At 41.3% G+C, this 20,440-nt stretch carries 24 protein-coding genes; all 24 read left to right on the plus strand.

Annotation, left to right across the window (positions count from 1 at the left end):
* Positions 1–13 precede the first annotated feature (13 nt).
* The 24 genes from prsW (at position 14) to hisC (ending at position 20,438) form a co-directional block, all read left to right on the plus strand.
* A complete protein-coding gene (prsW, locus tag M3197_RS05040; RefSeq protein ID WP_251659241.1) occupies positions 14–685 on the plus strand; it encodes a glutamic-type intramembrane protease PrsW in 672 nt (223 codons plus the stop codon).
* A gap of 122 nt (positions 686–807) precedes the next feature.
* On the plus strand, positions 808–1,593 hold the full coding sequence (gene sleB / locus M3197_RS05045; RefSeq protein WP_432813977.1) for a spore cortex-lytic enzyme: 786 nt from the start codon (positions 808–810) through the stop codon (positions 1,591–1,593).
* Between the two features lie 63 nt (positions 1,594–1,656).
* Positions 1,657–2,943: a PepSY1/2 domain-containing protein gene (locus M3197_RS05050; RefSeq protein ID WP_251659244.1), complete on the plus strand. Its 1,287-nt coding sequence runs from the start codon at positions 1,657–1,659 to the stop codon at positions 2,941–2,943.
* Between the two features lie 69 nt (positions 2,944–3,012).
* Positions 3,013–3,648 carry a flagellar brake protein gene (locus tag M3197_RS05055; RefSeq protein ID WP_251659246.1) on the plus strand — a complete coding sequence of 212 codons (636 nt, stop codon included), beginning with the start codon at positions 3,013–3,015 and terminating at the stop codon, positions 3,646–3,648.
* Between the two features lie 78 nt (positions 3,649–3,726).
* Positions 3,727–4,404, plus strand: a complete 678-nt coding sequence (gene cmk, locus M3197_RS05060) for a (d)CMP kinase (protein ID WP_251659248.1) — start codon at positions 3,727–3,729, stop codon at positions 4,402–4,404.
* Positions 4,401–4,982: a lysophospholipid acyltransferase family protein gene (locus tag M3197_RS05065; RefSeq protein WP_251659250.1), complete on the plus strand. Its 582-nt coding sequence runs from the start codon at positions 4,401–4,403 to the stop codon at positions 4,980–4,982. Before cmk ends, M3197_RS05065 begins: the two co-directional genes overlap by 4 nt.
* Positions 4,983–5,060: 78 nt before the next feature.
* Positions 5,061–6,200 (plus strand): 30S ribosomal protein S1, encoded by a 1,140-nt coding sequence (gene rpsA, locus M3197_RS05070; protein ID WP_251659252.1) that lies wholly within the window; start codon positions 5,061–5,063, stop codon positions 6,198–6,200.
* A 112-nt stretch (positions 6,201–6,312) separates the two neighbouring features.
* Positions 6,313–7,623, plus strand: coding sequence for a ribosome biogenesis GTPase Der (gene der / locus M3197_RS05075; protein ID WP_251659254.1), 1,311 nt, complete (start codon positions 6,313–6,315; stop codon positions 7,621–7,623).
* A 27-nt stretch (positions 7,624–7,650) separates the two neighbouring features.
* Positions 7,651–8,667: an NAD(P)H-dependent glycerol-3-phosphate dehydrogenase gene (locus M3197_RS05080; RefSeq protein WP_251659256.1), complete on the plus strand. Its 1,017-nt coding sequence runs from the start codon at positions 7,651–7,653 to the stop codon at positions 8,665–8,667.
* A 91-nt stretch (positions 8,668–8,758) separates the two neighbouring features.
* Positions 8,759–8,944 carry a DUF2768 domain-containing protein gene (locus M3197_RS05085; protein ID WP_256378136.1) on the plus strand — a complete coding sequence of 62 codons (186 nt, stop codon included), beginning with the start codon at positions 8,759–8,761 and terminating at the stop codon, positions 8,942–8,944.
* 4 nt (positions 8,945–8,948) lie between these two features.
* A complete protein-coding gene (locus M3197_RS05090; RefSeq protein WP_251659259.1) occupies positions 8,949–9,668 on the plus strand; it encodes a YphF family lipoprotein in 720 nt (239 codons plus the stop codon).
* A gap of 83 nt (positions 9,669–9,751) precedes the next feature.
* Positions 9,752–11,230 (plus strand): stage IV sporulation protein A, encoded by a 1,479-nt coding sequence (gene spoIVA / locus M3197_RS05095; RefSeq protein ID WP_051508736.1) that lies wholly within the window; start codon positions 9,752–9,754, stop codon positions 11,228–11,230.
* 154 nt (positions 11,231–11,384) lie between these two features.
* Positions 11,385–11,657 (plus strand): HU family DNA-binding protein, encoded by a 273-nt coding sequence (locus M3197_RS05100; RefSeq protein ID WP_025784891.1) that lies wholly within the window; start codon positions 11,385–11,387, stop codon positions 11,655–11,657.
* A 156-nt stretch (positions 11,658–11,813) separates the two neighbouring features.
* Entirely contained in the window at positions 11,814–12,377 is a 564-nt protein-coding gene (gene folE, locus M3197_RS05105; protein WP_251659268.1) for a GTP cyclohydrolase I FolE, read from the plus strand.
* Between the two features lie 73 nt (positions 12,378–12,450).
* The gene (gene mtrB / locus M3197_RS05110) at positions 12,451–12,672 is read left to right on the plus strand and encodes a trp RNA-binding attenuation protein MtrB (RefSeq protein ID WP_025784889.1); all 222 of its coding nucleotides are present in this window, start codon (positions 12,451–12,453) and stop codon (positions 12,670–12,672) included.
* 51 nt (positions 12,673–12,723) lie between these two features.
* Positions 12,724–13,440, plus strand: coding sequence for a heptaprenyl diphosphate synthase component 1 (locus M3197_RS05115; RefSeq protein ID WP_251659271.1), 717 nt, complete (start codon positions 12,724–12,726; stop codon positions 13,438–13,440).
* 22 nt (positions 13,441–13,462) lie between these two features.
* Entirely contained in the window at positions 13,463–14,158 is a 696-nt protein-coding gene (locus M3197_RS05120; protein ID WP_251659273.1) for a demethylmenaquinone methyltransferase, read from the plus strand.
* A 26-nt stretch (positions 14,159–14,184) separates the two neighbouring features.
* Positions 14,185–15,159: a polyprenyl synthetase family protein gene (locus M3197_RS05125; protein WP_251659275.1), complete on the plus strand. Its 975-nt coding sequence runs from the start codon at positions 14,185–14,187 to the stop codon at positions 15,157–15,159.
* 99 nt (positions 15,160–15,258) lie between these two features.
* Complete coding sequence (ndk, locus tag M3197_RS05130; RefSeq protein ID WP_025784884.1) at positions 15,259–15,705, plus strand: nucleoside-diphosphate kinase; 447 nt, start codon at positions 15,259–15,261, stop codon at positions 15,703–15,705.
* A 78-nt stretch (positions 15,706–15,783) separates the two neighbouring features.
* Positions 15,784–16,554: a CheR family methyltransferase gene (locus M3197_RS05135; protein ID WP_285851091.1), complete on the plus strand. Its 771-nt coding sequence runs from the start codon at positions 15,784–15,786 to the stop codon at positions 16,552–16,554.
* Between the two features lie 113 nt (positions 16,555–16,667).
* Entirely contained in the window at positions 16,668–17,849 is a 1,182-nt protein-coding gene (gene aroC / locus M3197_RS05140) for a chorismate synthase (RefSeq protein WP_251659279.1), read from the plus strand.
* A 3-nt stretch (positions 17,850–17,852) separates the two neighbouring features.
* Positions 17,853–18,959: a 3-dehydroquinate synthase gene (gene aroB, locus M3197_RS05145; RefSeq protein ID WP_251659281.1), complete on the plus strand. Its 1,107-nt coding sequence runs from the start codon at positions 17,853–17,855 to the stop codon at positions 18,957–18,959.
* The gene (aroH, locus tag M3197_RS05150) at positions 18,956–19,321 is read left to right on the plus strand and encodes a chorismate mutase (RefSeq protein ID WP_251659283.1); all 366 of its coding nucleotides are present in this window, start codon (positions 18,956–18,958) and stop codon (positions 19,319–19,321) included. The genes aroB and aroH overlap by 4 nt, the downstream gene beginning before the upstream one ends.
* 25 nt (positions 19,322–19,346) lie before the next feature.
* Positions 19,347–20,438 (plus strand): histidinol-phosphate transaminase, encoded by a 1,092-nt coding sequence (gene hisC / locus M3197_RS05155; RefSeq protein ID WP_251659285.1) that lies wholly within the window; start codon positions 19,347–19,349, stop codon positions 20,436–20,438.
* The last annotated feature ends 2 nt before the right edge of the window (positions 20,439–20,440 follow it).

Genomic DNA, 20,440 nt, shown 5'->3' on the forward strand with positions numbered 1-20,440 from the left:
GGGGGTGCGAAGCTTGATAATTTTGTTTACAGTTGGGATCGCTCCGTCACTGGCTTTATTTAGTTATCTCTACTTAAGAAAAGAAATTTCTAGGGAACCTTCGCGCACTCTTTTTCAAGCCTTTGTTTACGGAGCAGTTATGACGTTTCCGATACTGTTCGTTCAACATGTTTTTGTAGAGGAACAGGTCTTCGCCAATGAATTTTTACAGAATACTGTATTCACAGGTGCTTTGGAAGAATTTTTTAAATGGCTGATTTTATTAGTCTTTGTTTACAAAAATTTTGAGTTTGACGATGTGTATGACGGAATTCTTTTCGGAGCCAGTGTTTCGCTGGGGTTCGCGACAGTTGAAAATATCTTGTTTTTGTTCACATTTGGCCTGGATACGGCTTTTATTCGTGCGTTACTTCCGGTTTCCAGCCACGCATTGTTCGGTGTAGTGATGGGATACTATTTTGGGAAATCGAAATTTGCAATGGCTGATAAGAAAAAATGGAACTTGTTAATTGCATTGATTTTCCCTTTTGTATTACATGTTACGTACAACGCAATTTTAGAAATTCATGATCTTTGGGTATATTTAATGATTCCGTTCATGTTGTTTCTATGGTGGTTCGGCCTTACAAGAGTGAAATACGCACATGTTTTTGCAATGAGACAAACCAAAAAAAGAGCATCATGAAAACCATCCACAATTGTTGGATGGTTTTTTTGTATTGAAATGGAACAACGCATCATAATTCTGGTGATTTAGGACAGTCTAAAGGTACAAGTAGAACGACTGGAGGAAAAGACATGAACAAAATGATGCGCACAATGTTAATTGGTTTGCTCTTTTTTGTAGGTATTCAATTGTCACTTTCAACTGACACTCAAGCTTTCACGAATCGGGAACTCGCAAAAGGCACTAAAGGAGACGATGTCATTGAACTTCAAGCAAGACTTCAATATATTGGTTTCTTCAAAGGGAAAATAGACGGTAACTTTGGTTATCAAACTTATTGGGCGTTACGCGAGTTTCAAGAAAAGTATGGGATGCCTGTAGACGGTATCGCAGGAACTAAAACGAAGAAAAAGTTAACTTCGGCCTCTTCTTACGACAAGAAATTTGTCATGGACAATATTAAGGCGGGGAAAGAATTTACTCATTATGGGGGTAAACCGTTGTCTTCTCAAGTTAAGGGGGGATCAACTACTACAAAACCGAGTACGAATACTCAAGTCCCTTCAAAATATAGTGCAGACGACCTCAAATTATTAGCTAATGCGGTATATGGTGAATCACGAGGGGAACCTTATGAAGGTCAAGTGGCTGTAGCAGCTGTCATATTAAATAGAATTGAGCATCCGGACTTCCCGAACACGGTTGGTGGTGTAATTTTTCAACCGGGTGCATTTACAGCAGTTTCTGATGGTCAAATATGGCTAGAACCTAATGAACGAGCAAAAGAGGCAGTAATCGATGCGATGAATGGGTGGGATCCTTCGGAGAATGCAATTTATTACTTTAATCCGGTAACTGCTACAAGTAAATGGATTTGGTCACGTCCACAAATTAAGAAAATAGGATTGCACATTTTTTGTAACTAACAAAAAAATTGTTACTTCCCATGAAACTATAACTATTACAGAAAGCAGGTGTAGTACATTCTTATGAAAAAACTAGTGTTTCTTGCTGTTTTTGCAATTGTTTCGTTATCCGTGTACTCCTATTCAACAGCTACACAAAATAAGGATTTGCAAAATGCTTTATCTGTGCAGTATGCAAAGAATATTTCTGATGCCTCTTCGAAGTTGCAGGAGTTAGACGAAGCCGTTAAGAAGACATTGCTATTCAACCAAGGCCAAGGAGATCTTGAGGCTCGTGAGGATATTTGGAGGCTGTCTTCGGATATTCAGCAATCTGTGGCATCACTACCTCTCGACCAACGATTTTCAACAACATGGATGAACTACTTAGGAAGGTTAGGGAAGTTCTCTAAAGAAGGAGATGAAAAGACTGACCCTACAGAATTTCACAATGTTATGGATCGTGCCTCGAAAAATATCCAAAGTCTTTCAGACCAATGGTCAGTTGCAACTGCAGATATGGCTAGTGGGAATCTTTCGATGGCAGAATGGCAAGATCGACTGGACGGTGAGAAAGCTTCTTTCGACTGGAAAGGACTAAGCGCATCCATTCAACAATATACGGAAAGTGATTTCCCGCTAACAGCAAGTGAATCCGATGCGTTAAAGAAAAAAGAATTAAAACATATTAAGGACCCTGCTGTTACCAAAGAGGATGCATTATCTAAATTCAAAAAATTATTTCCTGACGTATCCAATCAAGTTATTGACACAACAGAAAGTAAACCAGGTGCAGCCTATCCGTTTTATCATATCCGCTTTGCAGATAATGACTCCGTGGGATATATTGATATCACGAAAAAAGGAGGACATATACTCTCTTTCTTAACAGAACGACCTTCGGGTGCAGGCACTATGGAATTAGACGATGTACGTAATCGGATTGAAACGTTCTTAAAAGATTCAGGATACACGGATGTAGTCTTCGAAGAAGTTAGAGAAAACGACACAGCCTTTCACTTTGTTTATACACGAGTAGAAAAAATGCATAAGGCGAAAGTTTTGTCTGATACGATTCAGATAAAAGCAGCAAAAGAAGATGGTCGAATACTAGGTCTTAATGCTGCGGAGTACATTCGGAAAGAACAGCTTAAGGATCAACCGATGATTACAATAGATTGGAAAACATTCTTTCATAAGAATGTAACCGTAAATAAACAAGAACTTGTTTATGTCGAAAATGAACATGGTATCCAGCGTCTTGCCTATGCCCCAACCGTAACACTTGAAGAGAACGGTCAAGTTGGTACGTATATTGTCTTAGTAGACACGGAAACAAAAGACGTAATCAGGACGGAGAAGCAACCTTAAAATAGTGTTTGGAAAATCCCGCCACTCATGTCATAATACTAGTATGAAATCATGACAGGTGGCGGTTTTGTGAAGCTTGCATTAGGAACTTCTATCACAATAGACAAAGATTATACCGAAGAAGGCGAGAAATTTAAAAGTCGAGTCGTGGATATCGATAAAGAGTGTGTAATGATTGATTATCCGACTAATCTTGAAACAGGAAGAACGGCATTCTTTATCGATGGAACTCAACTTTTGGTCTCATTCGTTGATGAGTTGAAAATGGCTTATGTCTTTAAGACTGAAGTGATGGGAAGACTGAATCGAGGAATCCCGATGCTTCAACTGTCATACCCTGGTGATTCAGAATTGATAAAAATTCAGCGTCGGGAATTTGTACGCGTAGATTCCCCGTTGGATGTAGCTGTAGACAAAGATGGTATTGTTCACCAACTTGTTGCGGAAGATATAAGTGCAGGCGGCATGGCTGTCAATTTGGCGAAGTCGAACTTTGAAGAAGATGACATTGTCAGGCTGACAATCGTTCTTCCCTTCGCCAATAATTCCATTAAATATGTGAGAGTAAATGCGAGAATTGTTCGGATATGGGAAAAAGATGGTAGGAGAATTGCGTCTTTGCAGTTCGACCAAATTGATCACGAATCACGACAGCAAGTCATTCGTTTATGCTTTGAAAGACAATTGAAAAAACGGAACGAATAGGAAAAAGTCTTTAAGAAAAAGACTTTTTCCTTTTCGCTATGGTACAATGTTTGCGAATTGAGTACGGGGGTATTGGACATGGAAAAAGGAATACAAATTGCAATAGATGGTCCTGCAGCTGCAGGTAAAAGTACAATCGCAAAAATAACAGCAAACAAGTTGGGATACACTTACATCGATACAGGTGCAATGTACCGGGCTCTAACATATAAGGCGTTAAAAGAGCATATAGATGTATATGACGATGATGCCCTCTCTAGTTTGTTGGAGCGGATCGATATTGAGTTATTACCAACCGAAGAAGGACAAAGTGTGCGAGTAGATGATGAAGATGTTACGGAAGAGATTCGGTCACAGGAAGTTACGTCAAATGTATCTGCTACCGCTGCTCAACCACGTGTTAGAGAAATAATGGTAGAAAAGCAACGACTTTTAGCGAATACTAAAGGGGTTGTAATGGATGGTAGAGATATCGGAACTGCAGTATTACCGGATGCGGAACTGAAAATATTCATGACTGCTTCTGTAGAAGAACGTGCCGCAAGACGTTTTGTGGAGAACACGAAAAGAGGCATTGATCGTTCGATGGAAGAGCTCTGCCAAGACATCGCGAATCGGGACAAGGCAGATACAGAACGTATCGCATCTCCACTAAAGCAAGCGAGTGATGCGATTTTTATCGATACAACCTCGATGAGTATTGAACAAGTTGCAGATACGATCATTCATCATGCAGAAAAGAGGAAGCGCCCATGAATTTATATCCTCTTGGGAAGGCACTGTGTACTGCAGTGTTAAAACCGTTCTATCGAATCAAAGTAATCGGTCAAGAAAATTTCCCTAAAGACCAAGGCGTTCTTTTGTGTACCAATCATATCGATAACTTAGATCCGCCTGTTGTTGGTTTAACAGCTCCGCGTCCTGTGCACTTTATGGCGAAAGAAGAGCTGTTCCAACTTCCTGTGTTAAAATCAATATTACCTAATGTGAATGCCTTTCCTGTAAAACGAGGGCTGAGTGATCGTCAGGCGATTCGTAAAGCGCTTGAATTACTTCGCTCAGGACAAGTAGTTGGAATGTTTCCTGAAGGAACAAGGAGTAAAACTGGGGAAATAGGGAAAGGACTAACAGGGGCAGGTTTTTTTGCACTCAAAGGAGATGCGTTAGTCATGCCTTGTGCAATTATTGGCCCATATCGCCCGTTCAAACAGCTGAAAGTAGTTTACGGGGAACCAATTGATATGACATCTTACCGTGAACGAAAAGCTTCTGCCGAAGAAGTTACAGAAGTAATTATGGCCGCTATTCAACAGCTAATCGAAAAAAATCGCTGACACACAAGTTCAATTTTTTGTTTTTATGGGTATATTCCAATAGTATAGAATTATGATTATTATGGAGGAGGACTACATATGACTGAAGAGATGAATGTAGAAGCAATGGACGGATACAACGAAGGAGATCGTGTGACAGGTAAAGTAACTAAAATTGAAGACAAATCTGTCACAGTAGAAATTTCTGGAGCACCATTTGACGGCGTGATTCCAATCAGTGAATTATCTAGTCTTCACATCGAGACAGCATCAGATGCAGTAAAAGAAGGCGACGAACTAGAACTTTCTATTATTAAAGTTGAAGATGATGCCTTCGTGTTATCTAAACGTAAAGTGGATGCTGAAGATGCTTGGGATACTTTGGAAGAGCAATTTAATAATTCTGTCACAATTACAACAGAAGTGAAAGATGTTGTAAAAGGTGGTTTAGTAGTAGACCTAGGAGTGCGAGGATTCATCCCTGCATCCTTAGTCGAAGATCATTTTGTCGAATCATTTGAAGACTACAAAGGTCGCTCAATGGAATTTAAGATTGTAGAAATGGATAAAGAGAAAAACCGGTTAATCCTTTCTCATCGTGCAGTTATTCAAGAAGAAAAATCATCTAAAAAAGAGGAAATCCTAGAAAACCTTCACGAAGGCCAAGTCCTTGAAGGTACCGTGCAACGCATCGCTTCATTTGGTGCATTTGTAGATTTAGGCGGCGTGGATGGCTTAGTTCACATTTCCCAAATCGCTCATGGACATGTTGAGAAAGTTTCGGATGTCCTAAAAGAAGGCGATAAAGTGCAAGTCAAGATTTTGGCGGTGGACCGCGACTCTGAACGAATTAGCTTATCTATTAAGGAAACGTTAGCTGGCCCATGGGAAGGCATTGAAGACAAAGCCCCTAAGGGTGCAGTCTTACAGGGAACTGTAAAACGTCTTGTGTCTTACGGAGCTTTCGTTGAAGTATCCCCAGGGGTCGAAGGCCTTGTGCATATTTCAAGAATTTCTCATGATCATATTGGGACACCGAACGAAGTTTTGTCTGAAGGACAAAATGTTGAAGTGAAAGTATTGGACGTCAATCCTAATGATAAACGTCTCTCTCTAAGTATAAAGGATCTAACTGATAAAGAAGAGGACACCTACGATGGCTATGAAATGCCAGAAGAACCATCTGGTTTCTCTATCAGTGATGTCATCGGAGATCAGTTAAAAAAATTCTCCAACTAAAAAGGTTTGCGAACCTGTAACAACTGTATTGAAAGAGATGGCTCTTTTAGGAGCGCCATCTCTTTTTTTTGTGTATAATATGCAGAAGATAGCTTGGAAGGATGAATGACTAATGAGTAAACCAACAGTAGCCATCGTAGGACGTCCGAATGTCGGTAAGTCCACGATTTTTAACAGAATTGTCGGAGAACGTATTTCGATAGTGGAAGATGTTTCAGGTGTGACCCGGGACCGCATTTACAGTGCGGCAGATTGGTTGTCTCACGACTTTAATTTGATTGACACGGGTGGAATTGATATTGGGGATGAGCCGTTCCTAGTTCAAATCCGTATGCAGGCTGAAATTGCAATCGAGGAAGCGGATGTAATTATTTTCCTGACAAACGGAAGAGAAGGCGTTACCGATGCAGATGAGCAAGTTGCGAAAATCTTGTATAAGACAAAAAAGCCAGTAGTTCTTGCCGTCAATAAGGTGGATAACCCTGAGATGAAGGATATGATTTATGATTTCTATTCACTCGGTTTTGGTGATCCGCATCCTATCTCGGGATCACATGGCTTAGGACTTGGAGACCTTTTGGATACCGTTGCAGAAAATTTCCCTGATCCATCAGAAGAAGAAATTGAAGAGGATGTTATTCGCTTTTCTTTAATTGGTCGACCGAATGTTGGGAAGTCTTCTCTTGTCAACGCATTGCTAGGTGAGGAACGTGTTATCGTAAGTGACGTTGCTGGAACTACAACTGATGCAATTGACTCTTCATATGAATATGAAGGGCAGAAATTTAAAATTATTGATACAGCAGGAATGCGTAAAAAAGGTAAAGTGTACGAAAATACGGAAAAATACAGTGTGCTACGTGCGCTAAAAGCAATCGATCGTTCTGACGTTGTACTGATTGTCATTAACGGTGAAGAAGGTATTCGCGAGCAGGATAAGCGGATTGCAGGGTACGCAGAAGAGGCCGGGAAAGGAATTCTATTCGTTGTCAACAAGTGGGATGCTCTTGAAAAAGATGAAAAGACGATGAATCGCTTTAACGAAGATATTCGTAAAAATTTCTTATTCCTGGATTATGCACCGATTGCCTATGTATCAGCAAAAACAAAACAGCGGGTTCGCTCGTTGTTTGATATGATTATTAATATTAGTGAAAATCATTCAATGCGCATTCAATCCAGCGTACTAAACGAAGTGGTTGAGGATGCAATCGCTAGAAATCCTGCACCGACGGATAAAGGTAAACGACTCCGTATTTATTATTCAACTCAAGTAGCAGTTAGACCTCCTGCTTTTGTCGTATTTGTAAATGATACAGAACTAATGCACTTTTCATATGAACGATTCCTTCGCAATCGTTTGCGTGAGTCTTTCGGATTTGAAGGAACACCAATTCGAATTATCACTCGGGCTAGAAGTTAACGAAACTGTGGGAAAGGATGAGGAAACGTGACAAAAGTTTCTGTAATTGGTGCTGGGAGCTGGGGAACCGCTCTTGCCTTTGTTCTTGCTGAAAATGGACATGACTGTCTAATTTGGGGAAGACGGAAACAGCAAACCAATGAGATAAACGAACAGCATACGAATCATTCATATTTGAAAAATTGCATGCTACCAGAATCACTGAAAGCAACTTCAGATCTAAAGCAAGCTGTTGAGCATGCTGATGTTCTAATCGTTGCTGTACCGACAAAAGGAATGAGGGAAATCGGTGCACAATTGAATAGTTTGATACAAAATCCGAAACTCATCGTACATGTGTCTAAAGGTATTGAACCTGATACGCTCAAGCGAATTACTGAAATGCTAACAGAAGAAATTCGACCTGAAGCACGTAGAGCCTTGGTTGTCCTCTCGGGGCCATCTCATGCGGAGGAAGTCGTATTGCGTCATCCGACGACCGTAACAGTGGCCTCAGAGGATGGTCAAGCTGCAGAAGAGGTTCAGACACTATTCATGAACTCATATTTCCGCGTGTATACAAACGAAGACGTTCTCGGAGTTGAGCTAGGCGGGGCTTTGAAAAATGTTATCGCACTTGCTGCTGGGATTACAGACGGTTTAGAATATGGCGATAACGCAAAAGCCGCCCTAATAACTCGAGGTCTTGCAGAGATTACGCGTCTTGGGGTTAAGATGGGGGCGAGTCCCCTTACATTTGCAGGGCTTGCCGGTATGGGAGATCTTATCGTCACGGCAAACAGTGTCCATTCGCGTAACTGGAAAGCAGGAAATATGCTTGGGAAAGGTCATTCACTAGAAGAAGTGACACAAGGCATGGGAATGGTGATTGAAGGCGTCCGTACAACTAAGGCAGCTCATCAGTTAGCAAAGCAATATGACGTTTCAATGCCATTAACAGAGGCCCTATATACTGTCTTGTTTGAAGATAATGAACCGAAAGAAGCGGTAGATTGGTTAATGAGTCGAGGGAAAAAGAAGGAAACTGACGATTTTTCCAATTAAAGGAGCTTATTTAATGTTCTCGCGAATTACGCGTTGTGTCGCATAAATTTACGACTGGAAGGAATGACGTACTTTGTCCTCGTTGGATAAAATGTGGCTATCTTTTTACGCCATGGGTTTCATGATGATTTCAATGGGACTCATTCATGTTAGCCGTACCAAATTAACAAATAAGCTTCTCAAGATAGTGTTTGCGGTCATTGCCTATTGTTTACTGATCTTTTCATTCTTTGCAATGATCTATCTCGTCTTTAACGGACCTACGGGAGGCTCGTAAATCTATGAAAAGAATGTTACTACTTCCTATAGTGGCGATACTTTCTATTTTTTTGTCAGGATGCATGTACCCTCAAGATGAAATAGAAAGCAAGCAGAGACCATATGAGGATCAGCTAGGGACTGTTCAAAAAGCGGTAGATACGTACCGTGAACAGTCACAAGGTTTATTGCCAATAAAAACACGGGATATGGATGTCGATCAATATATTAAATATCCAATAGATTTCACTAAAATTGTTCCATCTCTAACGGAGAAAATCCCTTCAAATGCTTATGAGCAAGGGGGGATTTATCAATATGTTTTAATGGACGTGGAAGAAAACCCAACAGTTAAGCTTGTAGATTTACGTGTTGCAGAAAGAATTCGGGAACTGATATTACGAAAAACAGTGAATGGTGTACTGCCTTTCAAAGATCCTGTTCAAGAAGGTGCAAACGTCTATGAAGTGGATTTTGAAAAAATGGGTCTTAAGGAACCGTTGACTGTAGAGAGTCCTTATTCTGATGCTCATTTACCACTTGTTGTTGGCGGAGACGGCAATTTCTATATCGATTATTCAATAGATTTAAACCGTATTTTGGAGAAGGAAAAGCCTGATGTGAAGCCAGGAGAGGACATTCGCTACTTGCTTTCAGAAAAACATCCGATACTCCCTGCTTATTCTTTACCGTATACGGTTAACGAAAACAATGAACCGATTTTCATGAAATCGTCTAACTAAACAAGAAAACGTTTTGTGCTTTTATGCATGAAACGTTTTTTGTTTTCATAAACTACTATGCGTAGAAAAGGAGGACGATGGAAATGAAAGAAGAACTATATGAAAACTTAGCGAGACGAACAGATGGCGATATTTATATCGGAGTGGTAGGACCTGTTCGTGTCGGAAAATCTACTTTTGTTAAACGTGTCATGGAAGAAGTAGTTATCCCCAATATGAGTGAGCAGGCAGACCGTACTCGAGCACAGGATGAGCTCCCACAAAGCTCTCCAGGGCCAGTCATCATGACGGCTGAGCCGAAATTTGTCCCTGCACAAGGAACGGCGGTTTCGATTGGAGATGGGGAACTCTCTTTTCAAATTCGACTGGCAGACTGTGTGGGGTATGTCATCGATGGTGTGAAAGGGTATGAGGATGAGGATGGCCCTAAATACGTCCATACTCCATGGCATAATGAACCGATTCCATTTGAAGAGGCAGCTCGTATCGGAACAGACAAAGTTATTCGAGATCATTCAACAATCGGTATCTTGCTGACTACCGATGGAACCGTCAATAATATTCCGAGAGCTTCTGCTGAAGCTGCGGAAACAGAAATTGTATCAAAACTTAAGGAAATTGGTAAGCCGTTTGTCATTGTTCTGAACTCGAAAATGCCAGCACATGAAAAAACGGTTCAATTAAAACAACAACTACAAGAAGAACATGGTGTTCCTGTCATTGCAATTAGTGCGGATCAGTTGAATGCACAGGAAATCCAATTGATTTTAAAAGAAGCCCTTTATGAATTCCCAATTACACATATTGACCTTCAAAAGCCGGACTGGATGGATGTGTTAGGCTCAGAGCATTATTTAAATTCGAATATTGATGAAATAATTAATGAAGGCTTCCTTGAAGCATCCAAGATCCGTAAAGTTCAACAACTTGCGGAACGGTTGAATGAAGAGGACTACATTAAGCATGCAGAAGTCATTGAGGTAGATGCAGGAAAAGGAAGAGCCATCCTGGACTTGAAAATAGACGAACAAACGTATCTGGGCGTTTGTGAGTCCTATATGGACACCGAGATGAAAACGAAGAAAGACTGGCTAATATTCATCCAAGAAGCGGTCAAAGCGAAAAAATCCTATGATATGTTCGCTGAGGCAATCGAGACTGCGAAAAAGGAAGGGTATGGGGTCGCCTTGCCAACCATTGCAGATTTCCAGCCGACGCAGCCTGAACTTATAAAACAAGACTCTTTTTATGGAGTACGCATGAAAGCTACAGCTCCAGCGTTACATGTGATTCGGATTGATATGGAAGCAGAATTTGCCCCTCTCATCGGTTCTGAATTCCATAGTCATCATTTGTTGAAAGAACTGAAAAATGCTTACTTACACGATCGTGAAGCGTTGTGGGAGACTCAATTGTTTGGAACACCGCTCCATGAAGTGTTGAAGGAAAGCATCCGATTTAAGACGTCTGCAGTACCTTCCAGCGCTCGGAGAAGACTGCGTGAGACCATTGAGAAAATGGTGAATGAAGGAAATAAAGGCATGGTGACGTTCATCGTCTAAAGAGTAAAGATCCGTCTACAGCGGGTCTTTTTTCTGTTTTTTGGATACCTATCCACCACGTAGACCACAATATTCTTGCACCCTAGAATTGGTTATGTTACTCTTTTTACAGTGTTAAAGAGGTTTTACAAACGTTTGAGAGGAGGTGAACGAGATGAACAAAACTGAATTGATCAACTCCGTAGCAGAAGCAGCAGGTCTTTCTAAGAAGGATGCAACAAAAGCTGTTGAAACTGTATTTGAAACAATCCAAGACGCTCTTTCAAAGGGTGAGAAGGTACAATTGATTGGCTTCGGTAACTTCGAAGTACGCGAGCGTGCTGCTCGTAAAGGCCGTAATCCACAATCTGGAGAAGAAATTGAAATCGCAGCTAGCAAAGTTCCTGCATTCAAAGCAGGTAAGGCATTGAAAGATGCTGTAAAGTGAGTTCAATTACATAGAAGCCCGTCAGACGTCCATAACGGATAAGCTGGCGGGCTTCTTTCCGTATTACGAGGTAAATACGAGCCATCAACTGTACTGAATGCGAGGAGTATGCTACTATTTTGAAAGACTAGATGTGCATCAGAGGAGGTTCCATCCATGGAAGAAGTGAATTATGGGAAAATAGAACAAGCGGTCACGATGATCCTCGAAGCGATCGGTGAAGATCCGGAGCGAGAAGGATTGTTGGAAACACCAAAGCGCGTTGCGAAAATGTATGCAGAAGTGTTCGCGGGAATGGCGGATGATCCTCGTATGTACTTTGAAACCGTTTTTCATGAACAACATGAAGAAGTCGTCCTTGTAAAGGACATTCCATTTTACTCGATGTGTGAACATCATCTTGTTCCATTTTTTGGTGTTGCCCATATTGCATACATACCCCGTGACGGCGTTGTGGCAGGACTCAGTAAATTAGCAAGAGCTGTTGAAACAACAGCTAAGCGTCCACAATTGCAAGAACGTATTACAACGACTGTCGCAGATGTCATGATGGAAATGTTGAAGCCACTTGGTGTATACGTCATCATCGAAGCAGAACATATGTGCATGACGATGCGAGGTATAAAAAAACCAGGTTCAAAAACAATTACAACTGCAGCTAGAGGAATTTACGAACATGATGATGTTAAACGATCAGAAATTCTTTCGCTTGTAAAGTAAGATTGCGGTCCTTTGCGGATCGCGGTTTAACTATGATATGATAGGTAAGATATGAAAGACGGGGGAGAGAACTATGACTGCACCAGATTACATCGTCATTAAAGCAAAAGAAGATGGTGTCAGTGTTATCGGGTTAACCCGTGGAAACGACACGAAATTCCATCATACGGAAAAACTCGACTGTGGAGAAGTGATGATTGCCCAGTTTACAGAACACACATCCGCTATGAAAATCCGTGGGAGTGCAGAAATTACAACTGCGCACGGGGTTGTCTCCAGTGAAGAGAGAGCATAACAGCAACCTGCATCGTTCACTTGTTAGATGCCTTGGAATGGAGAAACGGTGATGAATAAACACGAATTGAATTCAATTGTAGAAAAATATATAAGCGACTTGCAATATGCACTTCGTGAATCCATTCTAAAGCGGGAAATTGGTCATTTTCCTGTGGACTCCATAAAAGCATTTTTTCTTTTGCTACCCATTGTGAACGAAAAAATCAAAGAAGACAAACTTAGAAAAATTACATTGTCTGTTGGAGCGATACACGCTGCGCTTGATATTCACGATCGCATAGAAAGTGCTCAAGCGACGTCTGCTGAGCAACAACTGACAGTATTGGCTGGGGATCATTTCAGTGGTATCCACTATCGGATATTAGCTGAAATTGGTGAATTCGGATTTATACGCGGATTATCCCAAACGATTGCTCATATTAACGAACAAAAAACATCGTTGCACCACGAACGACGTACGACAGGTCCAATCTTACTGGAAAGGCTAAAAGTAATTGAGTCAGGGTGCACTGCTACATACTATAAGACGTATGGTTTTGACAGCTACCTTGATTTAGCTGAGACTGTACTTACGTTTGTACGACTGGACAGAATGGCTAACTCCACCGAGCAACAAGCATTTGCAATTGATAAAACCATTATTCAACAGGCGATGGATTTACTCTTACCAAAGCTCAATCTTGAGCTAGAGCAAATGAGTTCGTTGGACCCGTTACTTCAACAGGTGATTCATGAGCTTGTGAACCCTTTGAAATCGCTTAGCTGATATTGAAAAGAGGAGATTCCACTTGAGTCAATCTAAAGAACAGAAAGTACATTCTGTATTCGAATCCATATCAACAGACTATGACAAGATGAATTCTGTCATCAGTTTTAACTTACACAAAAGATGGCGTGCCGACATCATGGAACGCATGAACGTAAAAGCGGGATCCAAGGCATTGGACGTTTGTTGCGGCACGGCTGACTGGACCATCTCTTTAGCACAAACCATTGGGATTAAAGGCGATGTAACAGGTCTTGATTTCAGTAATGCAATGCTCTCTTCAGCTGCGCCTAAAACTGCCAAGTACCCTAACATTACTTTGATACAAGGGAATGCGATGGACTTACCGTTTGAAGATAATACATTTGACTATGTGACAATTGGTTTCGGCTTACGGAATGTGCCCAATTATGAAACAGCGTTGAGAGAGATGTACCGTGTCGTTAAACCTGGTGGGATTGTTGCGTGCTTGGAAACGTCACAATCAGAGATTCCGGGATATCGTCAATTATTCAGACTTTACTTTAATTACATTATGCCGGTATTCGGAAAAGTGTTCGCGAAAAGTTATAATGAGTATTCTTGGCTTCAAGAATCTGCTGATGAGTTTCCAGGTCGTGAGGAATTAGCTCAGCTATTTAAGTCTGCTGGATTTACTCAAGTCGATTATCGTCCTTATAGTGGCGGGGTAGCTGCTGGACATATCGCAATCAAATAATAAGCAGGCGGGAGAAGGGAATCATTTTGGAAAAGTTGAAGGCGATGGCATTATATACCGATTTCCGAAAGGAACTCATTTATATCGAGAAAGAGCTTGAGAATGCCGTTCAATCGGATTCTCCGCTTATTCAGCAAGCATCCATACATTTGCTGAGAGCTGGAGGAAAGAGGATCCGTCCAATTTTCGTATTTCTTTCTTCCAAGTTCGGAGACTATTCGATGGAGACAACCGCAAAAGTAGCGGTTTCCTTAGAACTTGTTCACATGGCTTCTCTCGTTCATGACGATGTCATTGATGATTCAAATATGAGAAGAGGGCGCAAAACCGTTAAAGCAAAGTGGGATAATCGAGTTGCGATGTACACTGGCGACTTCATTTTTTCGCGTGCACTAACTTCAATTGGAGAAATTGAAATGACTTCCGTGCATCAATTACTAGCGGATACAATGCTCGAAATTTGTAAAGGTGAGATCATACAATTTGATTACCAAAGAAGAACGGACCAATCATTCCGAGATTATTTGCGTCGCATCAAGCGAAAAACCGCACTTCTTCTATCATCCAGCTGTGAGCTAGGTGCGTTAATCTCTAATGCGGACGATGAAGTTGTGCGTAGATTGAGGAATTTTGGATATTACGCGGGAATGGCATTCCAAATCGTCGATGATATATTAGACTTAACGTCTTCGGACAAACAGTTAGGAAAACCAGCGGGTTCTGATCTTCTCAATGGACATCTGACGTTACCTGTCTTATATATCCGAAACGAGCCCTCATTCCAACCGTATTTAGCAAAAGCTTTTGCTGGAACGTTGTCGGAAAAAGAACGTGGGGATATGTTGCGTTATATAAGAGAGAGCGGAGCCATTGAAAAAGCTCATGAGGTAAGTGACCTCTATCTAGAAAAGGCGACAGCTGAGATAAGGTTATTACCGGATAGCGATGCGAAAAAAGCGTTTGAACAAGTAGCTGAATTTTTGGCTAAACGAACATTTTAAATTCTCGCAGAAAAATAAAAAATTGAAAGATCGTTCCACCTTTGGTACGATCAGTAGGGGTAATCCCGATTTGTCACTATGAAGGAGTGTAATTGAATTATGGAAAAAACATTTTTAATGGTAAAACCTGACGGCGTTCAACGTGGTCTAATTGGTGAAATCGTAAACCGTTTCGAAAGCAAAGGATATCAGCTAGTTGGCGGTAAATTGATGACAATTTCTCAAGAACTTGCAGAGCAGCACTACGGTGAGCACAAAGAGCGCCCATTCTTCGGTGAGCTTGTTGACTTCATTACATCTGGTCCTGTATTCGCAATGGTATGGGAAGGCGAAAACGTCATCTCTACAGCACGTCTTATGATGGGTGCTACAAACCCTAAAGAATCAGCACCAGGAACAATCCGCGGTGATTTTGCAGTTACTGTCGCAAAGAACATCATCCACGGTTCAGATTCACCAGAATCTGCAGAACGCGAAATCGGTTTGTTCTTTAAAGAAGAAGAACTTTCTTCTTACGAAAAAGTAGTAAACAGCTGGATCAACTAATACAAAGCAAAAACAGCCTTGCGGGTTCCGCCGGCTGTTTTTGTTATACATAATTGCTGGATGGATGGAGGTAAACAATTGTCAGATTACACAAAATTTATCGCCAGTGTAAAACAAAAAACAGGAATCGACCTATCTCTGTATAAAGAAGCACAAATGAAAAGACGCCTAACCTCGCTTTATGAAAAACGAGGCTGTAAAAATTTCACCGAGTACTTTGAGTTGATCCGCAATGATCAATCCAAGATGGATGAATTCCTGGACCGCATGACGATAAATGTATCAGAATTTTACAGAAATTCACAACGATGGGGAGTATTAGACACAAAAATCCTTCCACAGCTTTTACACAAAACTAAAAAGTTAAAGTGTTGGAGTGCTGCGTGTTCTACAGGAGAGGAACCGTATTCAATGGCGATGGTTCTGTCGAATCACCTACCTTTAAGAGAAATTACGATTTCAGCGACTGATTTGGATAATGGAGTACTTGAAAAAGCTAAAGTGGGTCTATATCCGGAACGTTCTTTGAAAGAAGTCCCTCCAGATGTAAAGAGAAAATTTTTTAAGCAAGAAGGCCAGTTCTACCAGGTAACAGACGAAGTGAAAAAAACAGTCGTGTTTAAACAACATAATTTGCTTGATGATGCGTATGGAAATGACTTTGACCTGATTGTCTGTAGAAATGTCATGATTTACTTTACAGAAGAAGCCAAAGATCAAATTTACACGAACTTTGCCAAAGCGTTGAAACCTGGAGGGATTCTTTTTGTAGGAAGCACTGAGCAGATTTTTAGTCCCGAACGATATGGTCTTGAATCTGAAGATACCTTCTTTTATAAGAAAATATGAAAAATCCGGACACTTCCGGGTTTTTTTGTTTAAAGAAGTAGTCAATATTGCTGTAGTTTGGTAAAGTGCTAACAATGGTTCATTTCAGCAAGTATCAAAAGGGGGATTTGGAGATGAGGATATTAACAGCGGGAGAATCACATGGTCCAGAGTTGACCGCAATTATTGAAGGGTTACCGGCGCAATTGCCATTGACAGCTGAAATGATTACAAGAGAACTATCACGTCGGCAGGGGGGACATGGAAGAGGACGCAGGATGCAGATTGAAAAAGATCAGGTAGTGATATCATCTGGCGTTCGCCACGGGAAAACCCTTGGTTCACCTGTGACGTTGACAGTCGTCAACGATGATTGGAAGCATTGGACATCTATTATGGGGGTTGAACCACTTTCAGAGAACGTTCGACCGGAGGATATTAAACGACAGATTACACGGCCGCGCCCAGGCCATGCAGACTTAGTCGGAGGCATTAAGTATGGGCATCGAGATCTTAGAAACGTACTTGAGCGCTCATCAGCTCGTGAAACAACGATGCGAGTAGCTGCGGGTGCTGTGGCGAAACAATTTTTACGTGAACTCGGTATTAATACGATTGCGCATGTGGTCGAAATTGGAGGTATTGTCGCTGACTCCAATTCAACTGCTGAGCTGACCATGGAAGAAATTCGTGCAAAAGTGGAAGCCGATCCTGTATACTGTGCGGATTCCGAAGTATCTCAAGCAATGGTGGAAGCAATCGATGACGCAAAAGGTCGTGGAGACACTTTGGGCGGTGTAGTGGAAGTTGTAATTGAAGGATGCCCACCTGGTATGGGAAGTTATGCACAGTTTGACCGGAAGTTAGACGGTCGTCTTGCAGCGGCAATGATGTCCATCAATGCGTTCAAAGGTGTAGAGTTTGGCATTGGATTTGAAATGGCAAAGCGTTTCGGCAGTGAAGTGCACGACGAAATCGTATGGTCCGAAGAGAGAGGCTATTTCAGAAAATCGAATCGTCTTGGAGGATTAGAAGGTGGCATGTCGACGGGAATGCCGATTGTTATTAGAGGCGTCATGAAACCTATTCCGACGTTGTATAAGCCGTTAGAAAGTGTCGATATCGATACGAAAGAGCCATTTACAGCAACCATCGAGCGGTCCGATCCATGTGCGGTTCCTGCTGCATCCGTTGTTGCAGAACACGTTATCGCTACTGAGTTAGCAAAAGTCATCATTGAAGAATTTCGTTCGTTTGAGATGGATGGGCTGAAAGCTGACATCGAGCAATACCGCCTTTATGCAAAGGAGTTTTAAGCGATGGAACAACTCACTGTTAAAACCAAAAACTGTTCTTACAGCGTTCATATTGGAAAAGAGGTGTATGACCTCTTTTCCACAGAGTACAAGGAGTTACTGCACAATGCAGATAAAGTAGGAATTTTTGCAGATGCGACAGCTGCTTCCTATCACTTGGAAAAACTTGAACAAGCATTAAATGCTGCCGAGATTGCCTATGAGCTGCATACCCTTCCAGCGGGAGAAGAGAGTAAAAGTCCGTTAAGTTTCATGAGTTGCCACTCATTTTTGTTACAGCATAATTTTACGAGACAATCTGTGCTTATTGCATTTGGTGGGGGAGCTTGTGGTGACCTGACTGGGTTTGTCGCAGCAACCTATATGAGGGGGATTCCTTTCATTCAATGCCCCACAACGATACTTGCTCATGATAGTGCTGTAGGCGGTAAAACGGCTATTAACATGCCTGAAGGTAAAAATATGGTCGGTTCGTTTCATCAGCCGGCGGGTGTTCTGTTCCAACCAGATCTATTTGCCACCCTTCCGAAACGGGAAATTCGCTCTGGCATGGCCGAGCTCATAAAACATGCACTCATATCAGATGCTGACTGGACGGAGTCATTGCTTTTGAATTCTGACTTCCCGAACTTTTCTGCTGACGTGTTATCCTCTGAGCTATTAAAAGGGATTCAAGTCAAAGCTGAAATTGTTGAACAAGACGAATTTGAACAAGGTATGCGTAAGTTTTTGAACTTCGGTCATACTCTAGGCCATGCTGTGGAAGCATATTTTGGATTTGGTAAAGTCAGTCATGGAGAGTGTGTAATGATTGGTATGGCGTATAGTCTGTTGTTAAGTGAATCATATGGTGACATCACACCAGAATACACAGAGAGATTTATCCGGTTTTCTGATCATGCAGGGTATCCAATGCAGGCAATTTTGGAAGTTGAATTCTCTGCACTGCTACCATTTATGAAAAAGGATAAAAAAGTATCTTCAGGAGAATTGGTCTTTGTATTACTCAAGAGTCTGGGAAATCCATTTACACAAAAAGTTACTGAAGAACAATGTGAACACTCGTATTATGAATTGATTTCACGTATAAAGGGGGAAGTGCAAACATGACAGTAAGAGGCGTAAGAGGAGCGACAACCGTAAGTCAGGATGAACAACAAGCCGTTTTAGAAGCAACCGAGCAATTAGTTCAAACCATGGCTAATGAAAATAATTTCGAAGCCAATGACATTGTGTCAGTGCTAATCTCTACAACTGTTGACGTACAATCCGCATTTCCTGCAAAAGCGGTGCGAACTATAGAAGGTTGGACATATGTTCCTGTAATGTGTATGCACGAAATGGACGTACCTGGAGGAATGCCACTATGTATTCGTGTCCTCATGCATGTCAATACAGAAATTGCCCAGCAAGATATCATTCATATCTATCAAAATGATGCAGTGAAACTAAGACCTGATCTTAAGAAATAGGTCAACATACAGGAGGAGTTCTCACATGAATTGGAAACCAGCACTAGCAACTATGAAGCCGTATAAACCAGGTAGATCCATTGAAGAGGTACAAAAGGAATTCGGCTTAGAAGAAATTGTAAAGCTAGCTTCTAACGAAAATCCTTATGGTTGTGCTCCTTCGGTACGTAAAATTTTAGAGAATCCAGAGCTTCAGATTGAGATATATCCTGAGACCGGAGCCCCTCCGCTCAAAACAAAACTTGCGGAAAAATTAGGTGTGGATGAATCGAATGTCATCTTAGGAAATGGATCAGACGATCTTATTACGATTATTTGTCGTGCCCTCTTAACACGTGAGTCGAATACCATAATGCCAACGCCATCATTTCCACAATACGGGCACAATGCAAGGGTTGAAGGTGCAGAGGTTCGTGAAGTTCCGTTAGTGGATGGTCAACATGATCTTAAACAGTTCTTACAAGAAATCGATTCATCCACATCAGTTATTTGGATATGCAGTCCTAACAATCCTACGGGTGACTTGATCCCATCTAATTGTTTGAAACAGTTTTTAGATGAAGTGCCTAGTACGATCTTGACTGTTTTGGATGAAGCATACTTTGAATACATAACTGAGGAGAGTTATGAGGATCCGATTCAATGGCTATCTGAATACCCGAATCTCATAATATTACGTACCTTCTCCAAAGCATACGGTCTAGCCTCCTTCCGTGTTGGATACGGAATTGCTTCTTCTGAAGTTATTACAGAGCTCAACAAAGTTAGAAATCCATTTAATACGAGTTCCCTATCTCTCATTGCCGCAGAAAATGCTTTAGAAGACCAGAGATTCATTGAAGAATGTCGTCTTGAAAATGCTAAACAGCGAAAGCGTTTTGAAAAATTTGCAGACGAGCATAATTTGACCATCAATCGTTCTGAAGCGAACTTTGTCCTGATTGAAGTCCCTATAAGTGCAAATGAAGCAGCAAATCAGTTAATGCAACTTGGCTATATTGTACGAAGCGGAGATCTACTCGGAACGCCTAATCGAATTCGTGTGACCATCGGTTCTGAAGAACAGAATAATGGTTTCTTCAAAGCGTTCGAAACACTATTGACAAACAGGGGTTAAAT

This window comes from Sporosarcina aquimarina, assembly GCF_023715615.1.
GTDB classification, from domain to species: Bacteria; Bacillota; Bacilli; order Bacillales_A; family Planococcaceae; genus Sporosarcina; species Sporosarcina aquimarina_A.